Source organism: Leuconostoc carnosum (genome assembly GCF_014207505.1).
Taxonomy (GTDB): Bacteria; Bacillota; Bacilli; order Lactobacillales; family Lactobacillaceae; genus Leuconostoc; species Leuconostoc carnosum.
Map to the genome: position 1 here is coordinate 217,212 of NZ_JACHGL010000003.1, position 14,558 is coordinate 231,769.

Genomic DNA, 14,558 nt, shown 5'->3' on the forward strand with positions numbered 1-14,558 from the left:
TTAATATCAATCATTTTAAATATGAAATATGAACTTAATCACAAAAAAAATAGCTACGAAACTTCCTAAACCCAAAAAAGCTATTCTATCAACTTGCTGATAATGCAAAATACGGTATTTTGTTCGCTGTGTCGCGTCTTTAAAACCACGTACCTCCATCGCATTAGCTAAATCTAATGCACGTTGCAATGCCCCCACAAACAAAGGAATTAATAATGGGATAATAGCTTTAGCTCGTTTGATCGGTCCACCATTTGAAAAACTCATACCACGAGATTTCTGTGCATTCATAATTTTTTGAGTCTCATCCATTAATAAAGGAACAAAACGTAGCGCAATCGACAACATCAATGCTAACTCAGCCACTGGCACCCGTAATTTTTTTAATGGTCCCAACAGTGATTCTAGCGCATTAGCAATGCTTGTTGGTGGTGTTGTTAAGGTTAAAATTGTGGACATTAGGATAATTAACACAAAACGAACAATCACATAACCAGCGTTAATAATACCAGGCAAAGTGACAATGATAGGCCCAGCTTTAAATAATACTGGTTCACCTGGTGTAAATAAAATCTGTAAAAATACTGTAAACAAGATTAACCAAAATATTGGTTTTAATCCACTCCAGTAAAGGCTGAAAGGTTGCTGTGTTAGTTTGATGAGCAAAATTAAAAATGCTGCTGACCAAGCATATGTCTGCCAGCTATTTGACCACAACATCACCAAAATATAAATAAATGTTGCTATCATTTTAGTTCTGGGATCCAATCGATGCACCCAAGAATCTCCAGGAATAAAACGGCCAATCATAATATTATTCATGACTGTACCTCCTTATTAATAAGCTGAGATAACTCGACTAATGTTAAAGGCCGGTATGGTAATAGCATACCTTGCATGCGTAACTTTTCAGCAAACTGACCTGCTTTTGGCAAACTAAGCTTCATCGTATTAAACCAAGATAATTCACGATTAAAAAGCAACTTTGGTGACTCCTGCGCAGCAATTTCGCCTTCATGCATGACAACCACATGATCTGCAACTGCCACAACATGATCCATTTGATGCGAAATAAAAACAACGGTTTTGCCCATTTCTTTTAATTCTCGTACTAAATCTAACAAATCATTTTGCCCTTTAGGATCCAACCCAGCAGCTGGCTCGTCCATTACTACAATACTTGGATTACTTGCTAGCGTACCAGCTAATGCGACGCGACGCATTTGACCACCTGATAATTCAAAAGGAGATTTCGCCCACAAAGCTTCGTTAACATTTACTCGTGTTAAAGCCTGTTGTGCCGCTAATTGGGCGTCTTGTTTACTCACACCAAAATTCATTGGTGCATACATCACATCTTCTAAGACAGTATTAGCAAATAATTGATTTTCTGGAAATTGAAACACCATGCCTACTTTTTGTCGCAGGCTTATCAATTGCTTTTCTTTCGTATTATGAGATAATTCAAATCCATCGACAATCACACGACCACTGGTCGGCTTAAGCAAGCCGTTAATATGTTGAATTAAAGTTGACTTTCCCGATCCAGTTTGTCCAACAATGGCAGTAATTTGTCCAGTCGGCATTTCAATTGTAATATCATGTAAAATACTAGTCGCTAAGCTAGTGCCAGCGCCATAACTAAAATTTACTTTTTCAAATGTGATAGCCATTGTACTAATTCTCTTTCATCTAAATAGCTATTAGGTCGTTTATCTAACTTTGCCAACAACTCACCGGCAAAAGGTAACTCTAACCCATTACTGTGCATAATGTCTCGTTCGCTAAAAACGGTAGCTGGCTCACCGTCAAGGATTAATTTACCATCGTTAATCACAACGACACGATCTGCTAAACTCGCTTCATCCATGTCATGCGTAATCGTAATTAGCGTGAGCTCCGAACCAAATCGCGCTTTCAATTTTTGTAACGTCTGCATGACCATGTCTCTTCCTTCTGGATCTAACATGGCAGTTGCTTCATCTAATATGATTATTTTAGGATTCAAAGCCAGCACGCTAGCTAGAGCTACACGTTGTTTTTGGCCACCAGACAACATATGTGGTTCACGATTCTTAAACGCCTGCATACCAACAATTTCTAAGGCTTCATCAATTAGTTTTGGCATCTCGCTACTTGGTTTTTGCATATTTTCCAAACCAAAAGCCACATCATCAGCTACTGTAGCACCAACAAATTGATTATCTGGGTTCTGGAAAACCATGCCAATTTGTGCTCTCACATGATTAACTGTTGCCACACTCAATCTTTCACCAAAAACATCAATATCCCCTGAATTGGCAACAATGAGCCCTAAAATTAGTTTCGCCAATGTCGATTTCCCTGAACCATTGTGACCAACTAACGCAACCCATTGTCCAACTTGAATGGTTAAATTGAAATCATCAAATAATTGTTGGCTACCTTGATAGCTATATTTTAAATTGTTTATCTTAATTGCTTCAATCATTATTCCTTATTTTATCATAGGTTCGGTAATTTAGCTCATATTTAGTTAACGCCCTATTCTGATTATTTCACAAACAACTTTTATCATAAACCCTTTTAAATTACAGATAATTGGGCTATAATTGAATAGATATTTCACAATAATATTAAATGATTCACAAAAGGAAGAAGATAGTCATGGCAGAAAAAAATATTGTCATTGTTGGCGCCGGCTTCGGTGGCGTCTTTGCAGCAAAGAGTTTGTCAAAAAAATTAAAATCACACAAAGAATACAATATTATCTTAATTGATAAACATTCTTATTTTACATATATGACAGAGCTACATGAGGTTGCATCTCAACGTGTGAAACCAAAACACGTACAAGAAGACTTGGAACATCTCTTCTACCACGACCGGAATGTTAAACTACTAACAGCCGAAGTGAACGGTATTGACCGTGATGCAAAAATTGTTAAAACAACCCACGGCGACATTGACTATGAAAAGTTACTCTTATCTGTTGGTGGACAATCTAATGATTTTGGTACCCCAGGCGTAAAAGAACATGGTTTTGAATTATGGTCAATGGAAGAATCTTTGGAGATCCGTAACCATATTGAAAATATCATTGGTCAAGGTGCTGCTGAATTAAACCCCGAAAAACGTGAGCAGTTGTTAACAATTGCTGTCGTTGGATCAGGGTTTACTGGTGCAGAATTGATGGGCGAATTTATTGAACAACGTAAAGTTATGGCACAAACTTATAAGCTTGACGAAAGTGAAATTAAACTTATTTTACTTGAAGCCGGTCCACAAATTCTGAACATGTTAAAAGACCGTAAGTTAGCCGATAAAGCTTTCAAATATATGGAAAATAATGGCGTCGACATTCGCTTGAATTCTAGGGTTACTGGGGTAACTGAAGATGGTGTTATTTTTAAAGATGGTTCAACATTACCCACTAAATCATTGATCTGGACTGCTGGTGTAAAGGCTAAATCATTCATTTCTGACTGGGGCTTCAAATACGGCCGTGGTGGTCGTATTGAAGCTGATGATTATATGCGTGCAACTTTAGAAGATGATACACCATCTGAAGATATTTACGTTGCTGGTGATACACTGTCATATGTTGATGAAAAAACAGGCCCCGTACCACAGACTGTAGAAGGTGCTGAAAGTTCTGCCCGCGCTGCATCATACAACATCTTAGCTGACCTAGGTTTCGGTAAACATAAAACTTTTGCTGAAGCTGTAAAATACCATGGTTTTGCCGTATCAATTGGCTCACACTACACTGTAGCTAGTTTGATGGGTATGAACTTCTCTGGATTTTTTGCAAGTTTAGCTAAACATGGTATCAATCTTTTCTTCTACTCACAAATCCGTTCAATGTATTCCATTTTCAATTATATGATGGATGAATTCTTCCGAACAGATAATGGTCGTAATCCATTCTGGGGTGCAGTCTCTCGACTAGGCAATGTACTATGGACAACACCACTACGTATATTCTTAGGCCTATTTTGGATTTTGGCTGCCCTAGGTAACCTCGGCGGTCTTAATGACTTGTTCTGGCAACATGGGCTAGCAAGTTTTATTGAAATTATTACTGGCGCCGGTCTGTTGCTTGGTTTGCTAACCTGGCCATTGGCAGCAGTTTCAATTATGCTAACCATTGTTGCTTGGGCAACACATGGCTTTGATATGACACATTGGTTCTTGATTCTATCAAGTGTAGCTCTTATGAACGGCTCTGGTCGTGGTTTTGGCTTAGATTTCTATCTTGTCCCACTACTACAAAGAACATTTGGTGGTTTCTGGTACGGTAAAGCAAAGTCGGTCTACGATGAACTAGATAAATAAGTTATAATATAATAATAAAGTGCGAAAACGTTAATTCTCGCACTTTGTACATAAATACGTATACATGAATAATTATACGCAAAGGAAACAGAGAAAATTAACATGTCAACCCCTACCTTACCTAATATTTGGAAAACATTTCCTGAATTAAAAGAACCCTTACAAGCTGTTTTAGTTGAAATGTCTTCTAGCTGGCATCTCGGATTTACTGAGATTGACGATGCTATTCGCTTACAATTAAATGCTGGTAAACTTGTCCGTCCCGCCCTGACATTGTTGTTTTCAGAACTAACAAACCAACCATACAATGCTCGCGCAGTATCACTTGGAGCCAGCGTTGAACTTCTCCACTTGGCAACCTTAATACATGATGACATTATTGATGATTCTAAACTCCGTCGTGGTCATGAAAGCATCCAAAGCCAGTTTGGTAAGGACACCGCTGTATATGCTGGAGATTACTTGCTCACCGGTATGTTTTCATTGCTAAATAATGCTGATAATACAAAAGCTAACCAGTTATCATTAGCTGCCTTAAAAGAGATTCTCTTTGGTGAACTGGTTCAGAAGCAAAATCGTTATGACGTCAATACCAATTTCACTTCCTACTTATCACAAATCCAGGGTAAGACGGCCGCACTTTTTAGACTGAGTGTCAGCTTTGGTGCAATTAGTGAGAATACTTACACTGACGACATGCTAAGCATTGTCAGCCAACTTGGTGAAAATATGGGAGTAACTTTTCAACTATTAGATGACTATCTTGATTTTGAATCTATCACAGAACATTTATCATTAGGAAAACCCATTGGACAAGATATTCGTAATGGCATTTATACCGCTCCCGTATTATTTGCTTTAGAAGATGAAGAAATTAACACTGAAGTTAAAGCACTTCTAACTAAACGTGATGACATCACCAATGAAGAGATGATTATATTACACGATCTCATTAATAATAGTCAAGCTATGTCAAAATTATCATTATTATTATCTGACTACAGTCAATCATTAGATACTTTGATTAAGCAACTACCTAATCCAAAATTACAAGACCAGCTTCAACACGTTAGTCAGTTATTGTTAAATCGCGACAAATAAAAACCCTTTGGTATATTTCCAAAGGGTTTTTGAATTATCATATTTAGATGTAATAATTAATCAACAAGTTCCAAGATGACCAATTGAGCGGCGTCGCCACGACGTTGGACAGTCTTGAGAATTCGTGTATAACCACCATTACGTTCGGCAAAACGAGGTGCAACGTCATCAAACAACTTTTGCAAAGCTGATTGAACTTTCACGTTGTCGCCGTCTTCAATAACGTCAGCAACTTCATTGCGGACAAAACCGGCAGCTTGACGGCGAGCAGCCAAGTCACCACGCTTACCTAATGTAATCATCTTATCTGTAGTCTTACGAACTTCTTTAGCGCGCGCTTCAGTTGTTGTAACACGACCATTGATCAAAAGATCAGTAGTCAAATCACGCAATAAAGCTTTACGTTGTGAAGATGTACGACCCAACTTACGATATGGCATTGGTGAATCCTCCTTTTTAGTAGTTTAAAGACATGTGTTAATCTTCCTTGCGGAATCCTAAGTTCATTTCTGTGAGCTTTTCTTGGATTTCATCAAGTGATTTCCGACCGAGATTACGCACCTTCATCATGTCAGCTTCGGTGCGATCCGTCAACTCTACAATAGTGTTGATACCGGCCCGTTTGAGACAATTATATGAACGAACAGATAAGTCTAAATCTTCAATTGGTGCAGAATCTGATGCACTTACTGCAACAGGTTCTGCTTCAACCATAACATTGGCTTCAGCTGCAACTGGAGAAATATCCATAAATAAGTTCAAATGTTCTGCCAAGATTTTAGAACCAAGGCTCAAAGCATCGCTAGGTTTAATTGAACCATTAGTCCAAATATCAAAAGTCAGCTTATCATAATCATCACGTGAACCAACACGTGTATTTTCTACATGGTAGTTTACACGTTCGATGGGTGTGTAAATTGAATCAACTGCCAAAACGCCAATAGGCATTTCCTCACGCAATTGCTTGTTTTCGTCTGCTGATGAATAGCCACGACCTTTAACTGCCGTAACTGTCATATGCAAAGACTTTCCTGCTGCCACAGTAGCGATATGCAAATCAGGATTCAAAACTTCTACATCCGCACCTGCTTGTAAATCAGCTGCAGTAACTTCTGATGGTCCTTGAACATCAATTTCAAGAACACGTTCCTCATCTGAATCAATCGCCAACACAACTTTTTTCAAATTCAAAATTATTTGTGTGACATCTTCGACAACGCCATCCACTGTTGAAAATTCGTGGACAACGCCATCAATTTGCACCGTATTAACGGCTGCGCCTGGAAGCGATGATAACAAAATACGACGCAATGAGTTACCTAGCGTTGTACCGTAACCACGCTCAAGAGGCTCTACAACAAATTTGCCATAGCGGGCATCCTCTTCGATGTTATGAATATTTGGCTTTTCAAATTCAATCATCTGTAATTCTTACCCCTTCTTTCACAGCAAGAGCAATGAAAATCAATTAAACACGACGACGCTTTGGTGGGCGTGATCCGTTGTGGGGAACTGGTGTAACATCTTTAATTGATGTTACTTCCAAGCCAGCTGCGGCCAAAGCACGGATAGCTGATTCACGACCAGAACCTGGTCCTTTAACAGTAACCGCAACAGTGCGCATGTTCATTTCCATGGCACCTTTTGCTGCTGCTTCTGCTGCCATTTGAGCAGCGAATGGTGTTGACTTACGGCTTCCCTTGAAGCCAAGTGCACCAGCCGATGACCAAGCAACAGCGTTACCTTGTACATCAGTAATCATGACGATAGTGTTGTTAAATGTTGCGTGAATATGAGCTACACCAGCTTCGATATTCTTCTTCACACGACGCTTACGCGTTGTACGACCTGCCATAAAATTGGCCTCCTATTCAATACTTTTCGTATAATTTCTCGGGTTAATTAAATTAACCAACATTACGCAACTATGGTTGCGATAATCATGTGCCGTACCGATTAGGATACAACAAGAGAAAGATTACTTTCTCTTACCAGTAATTGCCTTAGCTGGGCCTTTACGTGTACGGGCGTTGTTCTTCGTGTTTTGTCCACGAACGGGCAAGCCCTTACGATGACGAATGCCACGGTATGAAGCAATTTCTTGCAACGATTTAATATCCAAGGATATCTTACGACGCAAGTCACCTTCAAGTTGCAAGTTTAACTTGTCAACTGTTGCACGGATAGCATCTTCTTGATCTGCTGAGAGATCACGAACACGAACCTCTTCAGACACACCAGCTTCAGCTAAAATATTTTGTGCAGTAGTATTACCGATTCCGTAGATGTATGTTAAGCCGATGACAATACGCTTGTCACGTGGCAAATCAATACCTGCAATACGAGCCATAACAATGTACCTCCTATTTATATTTTGAAAACGACAATTATGTCTATTTACAATCTTAATTTAAATCCATACTTGCTTTAGAAATTATTACTTTCCAGCGCGTTGCTTATGCTTAGGGTTAGCTGAGCATATAATCATCGTGCGACCATTACGCTTGATAACGCGGCAAGCATCACACATCTTTTTAACTGATGGGCGTACTTTCATAATCCATTCCTCCTATTCGGTTAACTGATTATTCCAAATCACTTCTTAACGGAAACGATAAGTAATACGACCCTTTGTTAAGTCGTATGGTGACATTTCTACTGTGACACGATCCCCTGGCAATATTCGGATAAAGTTCTTACGAATCTTACCTGAAACATGTGCCAAAATAACCGCACCATTCTCGAGTTCTACTTGGAACATCGCATTTGGTAAAGTTTCTTTCACTTTACCTTCAATTTCGATGACATCATTGGCCATGCACTTAACCTCCTGTGCTAATAATGTTCAACATTGTCGATAAGCGCCTAGCCTATCAAATTATATCAAATATATTGATACTTCTCAATGTGATTTTAGAAACTTTTATAAGTTATCCAAAACGCCTTTCACATCACGATACACTTCAGCCAGTTCACGTCCGCCATCTATCGTGTGCAACACGCCTGCTTTTTTGTAATAGTCTACTAATGGCAAGTTAGCTGCTTTATTGACTTCCAAACGGTTATCAATAACTTCGGGTGTATCATCTGCACGACCTCGCCCCAAAAGACGTTCGCGCAATAACGAATCAGTAACTTCAAAGTAAAGCGTAGCTGAAACTGAATTGCTTTTTTTATCTAAATAGTTATCCAAAAACTCGGCTTGTGCCTCATTACGTGGGTAACCATCTAACATGAAACCATTCTCTTCAACGTCTGCTTGACTTAGACGATCAGCAACCATCGCGTTTGTAATTTCATCAGGAACTAAGTTTCCAGCATCCATATATTCACGTGCCTTCTTACCTAGTTCTGTATCATTAGATAAGTTTGCACGGAAAATATCTCCGGTAGAGATATGTACGTTTGGATAATCTTTCACGATGAAGTCTGCTTGTGTGCCTTTACCAGCACCAGGCAAACCTAATAAAATCAAATTTTTAGCCATTAGTTGCCTCCCGATTTACTAACTGATCCTTGGTTATAAACCCAATATAATTTCTCTTTTGCATCAAACCATCAATCTGACGAATTAAGTCCAACGCAACACCAATTGCAATTAACAAACTAGTGCCACCTAAACCAATTTTTTCATTTAAGCCCCAAATATCTGATGCGATTAGTGGTACTAATGCTACAAAACCTAAGAATATTGAACCAACAAAGCTTAAATTCAATAGTAATTTTGAAACAAAAGATTTCGTCTCATCACCAGGTCTAACACCAACGATATAGGCGCCTTGCTTTTGCAGATTTTCCGCTAATTTCTCAGGGTTAACTTGCACAAAAGCGTAGAAATACGTAAAGACGATGATTAATATAGTATAGAGAATTGCACCAGGTAGTGTTGTCATACTAAATATTTGTTGCATGACTTGATACCATTGAGCCGATGCATATTTATCTTGAAATGCTAACATAATTGTTTGTGGCGTACTAATAAATGATGAAGCAAAAATTACTGGGATAACACCTGACACATTAACCTTTAGTGGTAAATATGCTTCACTACCATATGAAGTTGCAGAACGCGTATATTGCATTTGCAACCGACGTGTAGCTTCATAAAACCAAGTAGTAATTGCTACAACTAATATCATTGCGGCAATCAAAACAACCATGAAAACAATACCATTTGTTAAATCACTTGCACCTGCTTGTAAAATATTTTCTTTGAAAATTTCATACAAACCTTCAGGTGCTTGAGCGATGATTCCAGCAAAAATAATCATAGAAACACCGTTTCCTAGACCTTTTTCAGTAATCATTTCTCCCAGCCACATTGCAAAAAATGTTCCAATTGTCATGACCGAACCGATCACGGCAAATGACATGACATTATTTGTTTCACTGACTAATCCGTAGGCAGACAAGGAATTAAATCCAGCTGTAATACCCACAGACTGTACAAAAGCAAGCACAAGTGTTAGCCAACGCGTGGCGTTGTTCAACTTTCGCCGACCAACTTCACCCTGCTTACTCCATTCAACAAAGCGAGGCACGATATCTAATTGCAAAAGTTGCACAACAATTTGTGCCGTCACGTACGGTGAAACACCCATTGCAAACAATGAGTAATTCATCAGACCGCCACCCGAAAAGATATTCAGAATGTTCATCAATCCGGAGTTAGCCATATTCGTCATAGCTGCTGGATCAACACCTGGCACAGTAATATGTGTTCCAATTCTGTAAATAAACAAAATTAAAAAAGTCCATCCAAGCTTTTTACGAATATCTTTTTCACGTACTGCATTAAATAACGTGCTTAGCATTAAATTACCTCAGTTGATCCACCAGCTTGTTCAATAGCAGATTTTGCAGCGCCTGAGAACTTATGTGCCTTGATATTTAACTTCTTATCAAGTTGACCAACGGCCAAGATTTTAATTCCTGACTTTTGATTCTTAACAATACCATTTTCAATCAAAAGTGCTGGTGTTACTTCTGTGCCATCTGCAAATGTATTCAACTTGTCCAAGTTGACAACAGCGAATTCCTTACGTGAAATATTTGTAAATCCACGTTTTGGAATACGACGGTACAAAGGCATTTGACCACCTTCAAAGCCCAAACGTACTTTGCCACGAGCCTTTTGACCCTTTTGACCACGTCCAGACGTTTTACCGTTTCCTGATGACGTACCGCGACCTACACGGTTACGCAACTTGCGTGAACCTTCAGCAGTTTGTAATTCGTTTAAATTCATCTTTCGGTACCTCCTTATTTATATAGTTATTACTTTACTTCTTCAACGTTTACAAGATGGGCAATATGAAAAATTGCACCACGAGTAGCTTCGTTATTAGGCTTCACCACTGAGCTAGACACGCGTCCAAGTCCAAGAGACTTAACAATTGCGCGCTGCTTTGGTAAGCGATGAGCCGCACTCTTAATCAAAGTGATTTTTAAATCAGCCATTTTATCGCTCCTTATTCAGCTAAGTGTTCCAATGAAACACCACGCAAAGCTGCTACTTTTTCAGCATCTTTCAAACTAGTCAAAGCATCAAAAGTTGCGCGGATAACGTTAACAGGTGTAGCTGAGCCAAGTGACTTCGCAGTCACGTCAGCAATACCTGCTAGTTCCATAACAGAACGAGCGGCACCACCAGCAGCAACACCAGAACCTTCTTCGGCTGGCTTAATCAAAATTTTACCGCCGCCCCATACGCCAAGAACGTCATGAGGAATAGTTGTAACAACTGTAGGAACAGTAATCAATTTACGCTTAGCATCTTCAACAGCTTTACGAATAGCTTCAGGCACTTCTTGTGCCTTACCAGTACCAAAACCAACATGTCCTTGCTTATCACCAACGACAACCAACGCTGCGAAACGCAAACGACGACCACCTTTGACAACCTTTGTGACACGGTTAATAGAAACAACGTTTTCTTCTAATTCACCAAGTGACTTAGGGTTAACGAATTCAACCATTTTATATTCCTCCTTTCCTTAGAACTTCAAACCGTTTTCACGGGCTGATTCTGCTAATGCTTGAACACGACCGTGGTACAAGTAGCCACCACGATCAAAGATAACATCTTCGAGTCCTGCAGCTTTTCCACGTGTAGCGATCAATTCACCAACTTTAGTAGCTTGTTGCGTTTTTGTACCTGATACTTCTGTATCATGGCTTGAGGCACTTGCTAGCGTTACACCCTCTACGTCATCAATTAATTGCGCGTAGATGTTTGCATTAGAACGAAATACGTTCAAACGTGGGCGAGCAGCAGTACCAGAAATCTTTCCACGAACACGCTTGTGGCGCTTTACGCGGAGCTTATTTTTATCTGGTTTTGAAATCATAGCTGTGCTTTCCTTTTCTGATGGCTTTCACCATTTTAATATATTTATTAGTTTTACAAGTTAATAACACTGTCTAAATAAGAACCTAAATAGGTTTTTACTTTCCAGTCTTACCTTCCTTACGACGAACAACTTCACCTTCGTAACGAATACCTTTACCTTTATAAGGTTCTGGTGAACGAACAGCACGAATTTCAGCTGCTAAATCTCCAACTTTTTGCTTTGAAATACCTGAAATTTTGATAGTCAATGCATCTGGCACTTCAACTGTCAACTCTTCGCGATCTTCAAAGACAACTGGGTGTGAGTACCCAACTGACAAAGTCAACTTTGATCCTGACTTTGCAGCACGGTATCCAACACCAACAAGCTTCAATGTCTTAGTGAATCCTTCAGATACACCTTCAACCATGTTAGCAACGTTTGCACGCGTTGTACCATGCAAAGCTCTTGTCTTACTGTCGTCACTAGCACGTGAAAATGCAACCTCAGTGCCTTCGATAGACATCGAAATTTGTGATGCTATTTCACGTGATAATGTTCCCTTAGGGCCTTTAACAGTGACAGTGTTATCTTCATGTGATACTTCAACACCTGCTGGTAATGTAATTACTTTATTTCCAATACGGCTCATGGTAAGTCTCCTTTCTTAGATATATTACCAAACGTAAGCGAGAACTTCGCCACCAACTTGCTTTGAACGTGCTTCTTTATCAGTGATAACACCTGCAGAAGTTGAGATAATAGCAATTCCCAAACCATTCAAAACCTTTGGTAGTGCGTCAGCCTTAGTATACTTACGTAAACCTGGCTTTGAAACACGCTTAATTCCTGTAATCACGCGGTTACGGTCTTCACCGTACTTAAGAAATACACGGATAACACCTTGCTTGTTATCTTCAATGTATTCCACATCGCGGATGAAACCTTCTGATTTCAGAATTTCAGCAATGCTCTTTTTAATTTTTGATGCTGGAATTTCAACGATTTCGTGATGTGCCAAATTGGCATTACGAATACGTGTCAATAAATCAGCAATTGGATCAGTCATAGACATCTATCGATATCCTCCTTTTATTTTTGAACGAGACATAGTTAAATGACACGCTCTTAACTATTATAGACTATTTTCGTCAATAACAGTTAAAAACGCGTCACTCTTTTTTAATTAAGAGTAACAAGCGTTTTTTAACGACTAATTACTTGGCAAATGGTAGACCCAAAAGTGCCAATAATTCGCGACCTTCTTCATCGCTTTGGGCAGTTGTTACAACAACAATGTCCAAGCCACGTACGCGGTTTACTTTGTCGAAATCGATTTCTGGGAAAATCAATTGTTCACGAATACCTAAAGTGTAATTACCACGACCATCAAAGGCCTTTGATGATACACCACGGAAATCACGAACACGAGGCAATGAAACATTGATCAACTTGTCTAAGAATTCATACATACGTTCGCCACGTAATGTAACCTTAGTTCCAATTGCCATACCTTCACGCAATCGGAAACCAGCGATTGACTTCTTTGCCTTTGTAATTACTGGCTGTTGACCAGCAATCAACTTCAATTCTTCAACCGCTTCATCCAAGTTCTTTGAGTTTGAAACTGCATCACCAACACCCATATTAAGAACAATCTTCTCAATTTTTGGTGCTTGCATTGATGATTTAAAGTTAAACTTTTCGATCAAAGCAGGTTGAACTTCATTAACATATTTTTCTTTTAATGCGTTAGCCATGAAAATGATTTCACCTTTCAATATTAGCCTAGTACGTTACCAGACTTTTTAGATACGCGAACTTTCTTGCCATCTTCAATTTTGAACGCAACTTTAGTTGGTTCATTTGTTGAAGGGTCAAGCAGTTGCACGTTTGATACGTGGATTGGTGCTTCGATATCGATAACACCACCCTGTGGGTATTCGTTAGAAGGCTTTTGATGCTTTTTAACGATGTTCACGTTTTCGACAATGACACGTTCTGTTCCAGCAACAGTCTTAGTGATTGTGCCTTCTTTTCCCTTATCTTTGCCGGCAATGACGCGAACCTTATCACCTGTTTTTACAAACATGATTTGGCTCCTCCTTGTCAGTATTAGAGCACTTCTGGTGCCAATGAAACGATACGCATATAGTTGCTGTCACGCAATTCACGTGCAACAGGGCCAAAAATACGTGTACCAACTGGTGACTTGTCGTCCTTAACGATAACAGCGGCATTTTCATCAAAGTTGATGTATGAACCATCTGTACGACGAACGTCAGAAACAGTACGAACGATAACAGCCTTAACGACGTCACCCTTCTTTACGTTACCACCAGGGATAGCTTGCTTAACTGTAGCAACAATAACGTCCCCTACACCAGCAAACTTACGGCCTGAACCACCGAGCACTTTAATCGTCAAGATTTCACGTGCGCCAGAGTTGTCAGCCACTTTTAAACGACTCTCTTGTTGAATCATGGTTCTTCCTCCTTAGTTAGCAATTAATTACGACGATTTAGTATCGAACGAATTAGAGAATAACTGCCTCTTCAACGATCTTAACCAAACGGAAGTGCTTAGTTGCAGACAAAGGACGTGTTTCCATGATTTGAACAATATCGTTATCCTTAGCGCTATTGTTTTCATCATGGGCTTTAAACTTCTTTGTGTACTTAACACGCTTACCATAAACAGGATGAGTCACATAAGTATCAACAGCAACAGTAATTGTTTTGTCCATCTTATCTGATACAACACGGCCTTGGTAAACCTTACGAGCATTACGTTCTTCACTCATTTTTC

At 39.3% G+C, this 14,558-nt stretch carries 23 protein-coding genes; 2 read left to right on the forward strand and 21 right to left on the reverse strand.

The annotated features are described in order from the left end of the window. Positions 1–15: 15 nt before the first annotated feature. The 3 genes from HNQ98_RS04740 to HNQ98_RS04750 are packed head-to-tail and all read right to left on the reverse strand — an operon-like array spanning position 16 to position 2,470. The gene (locus tag HNQ98_RS04740; protein WP_014973717.1) at positions 16–822 is read right to left on the reverse strand and encodes an energy-coupling factor transporter transmembrane component T family protein; all 807 of its coding nucleotides are present in this window, start codon (positions 820–822) and stop codon (positions 16–18) included. Further along, a complete protein-coding gene (locus HNQ98_RS04745) occupies positions 819–1,673 on the reverse strand; it encodes an energy-coupling factor transporter ATPase (protein ID WP_014973716.1) in 855 nt (284 codons plus the stop codon). The genes HNQ98_RS04740 and HNQ98_RS04745 overlap by 4 nt, the downstream gene beginning before the upstream one ends. Beyond that, positions 1,649–2,470 (reverse strand): energy-coupling factor transporter ATPase, encoded by an 822-nt coding sequence (locus tag HNQ98_RS04750; RefSeq protein ID WP_014973715.1) that lies wholly within the window; start codon positions 2,468–2,470, stop codon positions 1,649–1,651. The genes HNQ98_RS04745 and HNQ98_RS04750 overlap by 25 nt, the downstream gene beginning before the upstream one ends. 176 nt (positions 2,471–2,646) lie before the next feature. On the opposite strand from HNQ98_RS04750, the gene HNQ98_RS04755 reads away from it, so the two are divergent. Continuing rightward, positions 2,647–4,317, forward strand: coding sequence for an NAD(P)/FAD-dependent oxidoreductase (locus HNQ98_RS04755; RefSeq protein WP_014973714.1), 1,671 nt, complete (start codon positions 2,647–2,649; stop codon positions 4,315–4,317). 102 nt (positions 4,318–4,419) lie between these two features. After that, the gene (locus HNQ98_RS04760) at positions 4,420–5,418 is read left to right on the forward strand and encodes a polyprenyl synthetase family protein (RefSeq protein WP_014973713.1); all 999 of its coding nucleotides are present in this window, start codon (positions 4,420–4,422) and stop codon (positions 5,416–5,418) included. A 56-nt stretch (positions 5,419–5,474) separates the two neighbouring features. On the opposite strand, the gene rplQ is transcribed toward HNQ98_RS04760, so the two are convergent. The 18 genes from rplQ to rpsQ form a co-directional block, all read right to left on the reverse strand. Beyond that, positions 5,475–5,858 (reverse strand): 50S ribosomal protein L17, encoded by a 384-nt coding sequence (rplQ, locus tag HNQ98_RS04765; protein ID WP_014973712.1) that lies wholly within the window; start codon positions 5,856–5,858, stop codon positions 5,475–5,477. A gap of 37 nt (positions 5,859–5,895) precedes the next feature. Further along, on the reverse strand, positions 5,896–6,840 hold the full coding sequence (locus HNQ98_RS04770) for a DNA-directed RNA polymerase subunit alpha (protein WP_135198006.1): 945 nt from the start codon (positions 6,838–6,840) through the stop codon (positions 5,896–5,898). Positions 6,841–6,886: 46 nt separating this feature from the next. Continuing rightward, complete coding sequence (rpsK, locus tag HNQ98_RS04775; protein ID WP_014973710.1) at positions 6,887–7,273, reverse strand: 30S ribosomal protein S11; 387 nt, start codon at positions 7,271–7,273, stop codon at positions 6,887–6,889. Between the two features lie 123 nt (positions 7,274–7,396). Next, entirely contained in the window at positions 7,397–7,768 is a 372-nt protein-coding gene (rpsM, locus tag HNQ98_RS04780) for a 30S ribosomal protein S13 (RefSeq protein WP_014973709.1), read from the reverse strand. A gap of 87 nt (positions 7,769–7,855) precedes the next feature. After that, positions 7,856–7,975, reverse strand: coding sequence for a 50S ribosomal protein L36 (gene rpmJ, locus HNQ98_RS04785; protein WP_002816013.1), 120 nt, complete (start codon positions 7,973–7,975; stop codon positions 7,856–7,858). Between the two features lie 45 nt (positions 7,976–8,020). Then, positions 8,021–8,236: a translation initiation factor IF-1 gene (gene infA, locus HNQ98_RS04790; RefSeq protein WP_002816015.1), complete on the reverse strand. Its 216-nt coding sequence runs from the start codon at positions 8,234–8,236 to the stop codon at positions 8,021–8,023. A gap of 105 nt (positions 8,237–8,341) precedes the next feature. Further along, on the reverse strand, positions 8,342–8,905 hold the full coding sequence (locus HNQ98_RS04795; protein WP_014973708.1) for an adenylate kinase: 564 nt from the start codon (positions 8,903–8,905) through the stop codon (positions 8,342–8,344). Then, positions 8,898–10,232 (reverse strand): preprotein translocase subunit SecY, encoded by a 1,335-nt coding sequence (gene secY, locus HNQ98_RS04800; protein ID WP_014973707.1) that lies wholly within the window; start codon positions 10,230–10,232, stop codon positions 8,898–8,900. The genes HNQ98_RS04795 and secY overlap by 8 nt, the downstream gene beginning before the upstream one ends. Continuing rightward, the gene (rplO, locus tag HNQ98_RS04805) at positions 10,232–10,666 is read right to left on the reverse strand and encodes a 50S ribosomal protein L15 (RefSeq protein WP_014973706.1); all 435 of its coding nucleotides are present in this window, start codon (positions 10,664–10,666) and stop codon (positions 10,232–10,234) included. The genes secY and rplO overlap by 1 nt, the downstream gene beginning before the upstream one ends. 29 nt (positions 10,667–10,695) lie before the next feature. After that, on the reverse strand, positions 10,696–10,878 hold the full coding sequence (gene rpmD / locus HNQ98_RS04810) for a 50S ribosomal protein L30 (protein WP_014973705.1): 183 nt from the start codon (positions 10,876–10,878) through the stop codon (positions 10,696–10,698). 11 nt (positions 10,879–10,889) lie between these two features. Next, complete coding sequence (gene rpsE, locus HNQ98_RS04815; protein ID WP_014973704.1) at positions 10,890–11,396, reverse strand: 30S ribosomal protein S5; 507 nt, start codon at positions 11,394–11,396, stop codon at positions 10,890–10,892. Positions 11,397–11,414: 18 nt separating this feature from the next. Then, a complete protein-coding gene (rplR, locus tag HNQ98_RS04820; RefSeq protein ID WP_014973703.1) occupies positions 11,415–11,768 on the reverse strand; it encodes a 50S ribosomal protein L18 in 354 nt (117 codons plus the stop codon). 97 nt (positions 11,769–11,865) lie between these two features. Continuing rightward, the gene (rplF, locus tag HNQ98_RS04825) at positions 11,866–12,402 is read right to left on the reverse strand and encodes a 50S ribosomal protein L6 (protein ID WP_014973702.1); all 537 of its coding nucleotides are present in this window, start codon (positions 12,400–12,402) and stop codon (positions 11,866–11,868) included. A gap of 24 nt (positions 12,403–12,426) precedes the next feature. Then, positions 12,427–12,825 carry a 30S ribosomal protein S8 gene (gene rpsH, locus HNQ98_RS04830; protein WP_014973701.1) on the reverse strand — a complete coding sequence of 133 codons (399 nt, stop codon included), beginning with the start codon at positions 12,823–12,825 and terminating at the stop codon, positions 12,427–12,429. A gap of 142 nt (positions 12,826–12,967) precedes the next feature. Further along, the gene (gene rplE, locus HNQ98_RS04835; protein WP_014973700.1) at positions 12,968–13,510 is read right to left on the reverse strand and encodes a 50S ribosomal protein L5; all 543 of its coding nucleotides are present in this window, start codon (positions 13,508–13,510) and stop codon (positions 12,968–12,970) included. Between the two features lie 23 nt (positions 13,511–13,533). After that, positions 13,534–13,842 (reverse strand): 50S ribosomal protein L24, encoded by a 309-nt coding sequence (gene rplX, locus HNQ98_RS04840; protein WP_014973699.1) that lies wholly within the window; start codon positions 13,840–13,842, stop codon positions 13,534–13,536. A 23-nt stretch (positions 13,843–13,865) separates the two neighbouring features. Next, entirely contained in the window at positions 13,866–14,234 is a 369-nt protein-coding gene (gene rplN / locus HNQ98_RS04845; protein WP_014973698.1) for a 50S ribosomal protein L14, read from the reverse strand. Positions 14,235–14,286: 52 nt separating this feature from the next. Beyond that, positions 14,287–14,553, reverse strand: coding sequence for a 30S ribosomal protein S17 (rpsQ, locus tag HNQ98_RS04850; protein ID WP_014973697.1), 267 nt, complete (start codon positions 14,551–14,553; stop codon positions 14,287–14,289). Positions 14,554–14,558 lie beyond the last annotated feature (5 nt).

What these genes read in the sequence shown, in the direction of transcription:
- rplF (WP_014973702.1), bottom strand. Translation starts at nt 12,402, where the DNA reads ATGAGCCGTATTGGAAATAAAGTAATTACATTACCAGCAGGTGTTGAA.
- rpsH (WP_014973701.1), bottom strand. Translation starts at nt 12,825, where the DNA reads ATGTCTATGACTGATCCAATTGCTGATTTATTGACACGTATTCGTAAT.
- rplX (WP_014973699.1), bottom strand. Translation starts at nt 13,842, where the DNA reads ATGTTTGTAAAAACAGGTGATAAGGTTCGCGTCATTGCCGGCAAAGAT.
- HNQ98_RS04795 (WP_014973708.1), bottom strand. Translation starts at nt 8,905, where the DNA reads ATGGCTAAAAATTTGATTTTATTAGGTTTGCCTGGTGCTGGTAAAGGC.
- HNQ98_RS04770 (WP_135198006.1), bottom strand. Translation starts at nt 6,840, where the DNA reads ATGATTGAATTTGAAAAGCCAAATATTCATAACATCGAAGAGGATGCC.
- rpsM (WP_014973709.1), bottom strand. Translation starts at nt 7,768, where the DNA reads ATGGCTCGTATTGCAGGTATTGATTTGCCACGTGACAAGCGTATTGTC.
- rplQ (WP_014973712.1), bottom strand. Translation starts at nt 5,858, where the DNA reads ATGCCATATCGTAAGTTGGGTCGTACATCTTCACAACGTAAAGCTTTA.
- rpsE (WP_014973704.1), bottom strand. Translation starts at nt 11,396, where the DNA reads ATGGTTGAATTCGTTAACCCTAAGTCACTTGGTGAATTAGAAGAAAAC.
- HNQ98_RS04750 (WP_014973715.1), bottom strand. Translation starts at nt 2,470, where the DNA reads ATGATTGAAGCAATTAAGATAAACAATTTAAAATATAGCTATCAAGGT.
- secY (WP_014973707.1), bottom strand. Translation starts at nt 10,232, where the DNA reads ATGCTAAGCACGTTATTTAATGCAGTACGTGAAAAAGATATTCGTAAA.
- rplR (WP_014973703.1), bottom strand. Translation starts at nt 11,768, where the DNA reads ATGATTTCAAAACCAGATAAAAATAAGCTCCGCGTAAAGCGCCACAAG.
- rpsQ (WP_014973697.1), bottom strand. Translation starts at nt 14,553, where the DNA reads ATGAGTGAAGAACGTAATGCTCGTAAGGTTTACCAAGGCCGTGTTGTA.
- rpsK (WP_014973710.1), bottom strand. Translation starts at nt 7,273, where the DNA reads ATGGCAGGTCGTACAACGCGTAAGCGTCGTGTGAAGAAGAATATCGAA.
- rpmD (WP_014973705.1), bottom strand. Translation starts at nt 10,878, where the DNA reads ATGGCTGATTTAAAAATCACTTTGATTAAGAGTGCGGCTCATCGCTTA.
- HNQ98_RS04740 (WP_014973717.1), bottom strand. Translation starts at nt 822, where the DNA reads ATGAATAATATTATGATTGGCCGTTTTATTCCTGGAGATTCTTGGGTG.
- rplO (WP_014973706.1), bottom strand. Translation starts at nt 10,666, where the DNA reads ATGAATTTAAACGAATTACAAACTGCTGAAGGTTCACGCAAGTTGCGT.
- infA (WP_002816015.1), bottom strand. Translation starts at nt 8,236, where the DNA reads ATGGCCAATGATGTCATCGAAATTGAAGGTAAAGTGAAAGAAACTTTA.
- HNQ98_RS04760 (WP_014973713.1), top strand. Translation starts at nt 4,420, where the DNA reads ATGTCAACCCCTACCTTACCTAATATTTGGAAAACATTTCCTGAATTA.
- rpmJ (WP_002816013.1), bottom strand. Translation starts at nt 7,975, where the DNA reads ATGAAAGTACGCCCATCAGTTAAAAAGATGTGTGATGCTTGCCGCGTT.
- rplN (WP_014973698.1), bottom strand. Translation starts at nt 14,234, where the DNA reads ATGATTCAACAAGAGAGTCGTTTAAAAGTGGCTGACAACTCTGGCGCA.
- HNQ98_RS04745 (WP_014973716.1), bottom strand. Translation starts at nt 1,673, where the DNA reads ATGGCTATCACATTTGAAAAAGTAAATTTTAGTTATGGCGCTGGCACT.
- rplE (WP_014973700.1), bottom strand. Translation starts at nt 13,510, where the DNA reads ATGGCTAACGCATTAAAAGAAAAATATGTTAATGAAGTTCAACCTGCT.
- HNQ98_RS04755 (WP_014973714.1), top strand. Translation starts at nt 2,647, where the DNA reads ATGGCAGAAAAAAATATTGTCATTGTTGGCGCCGGCTTCGGTGGCGTC.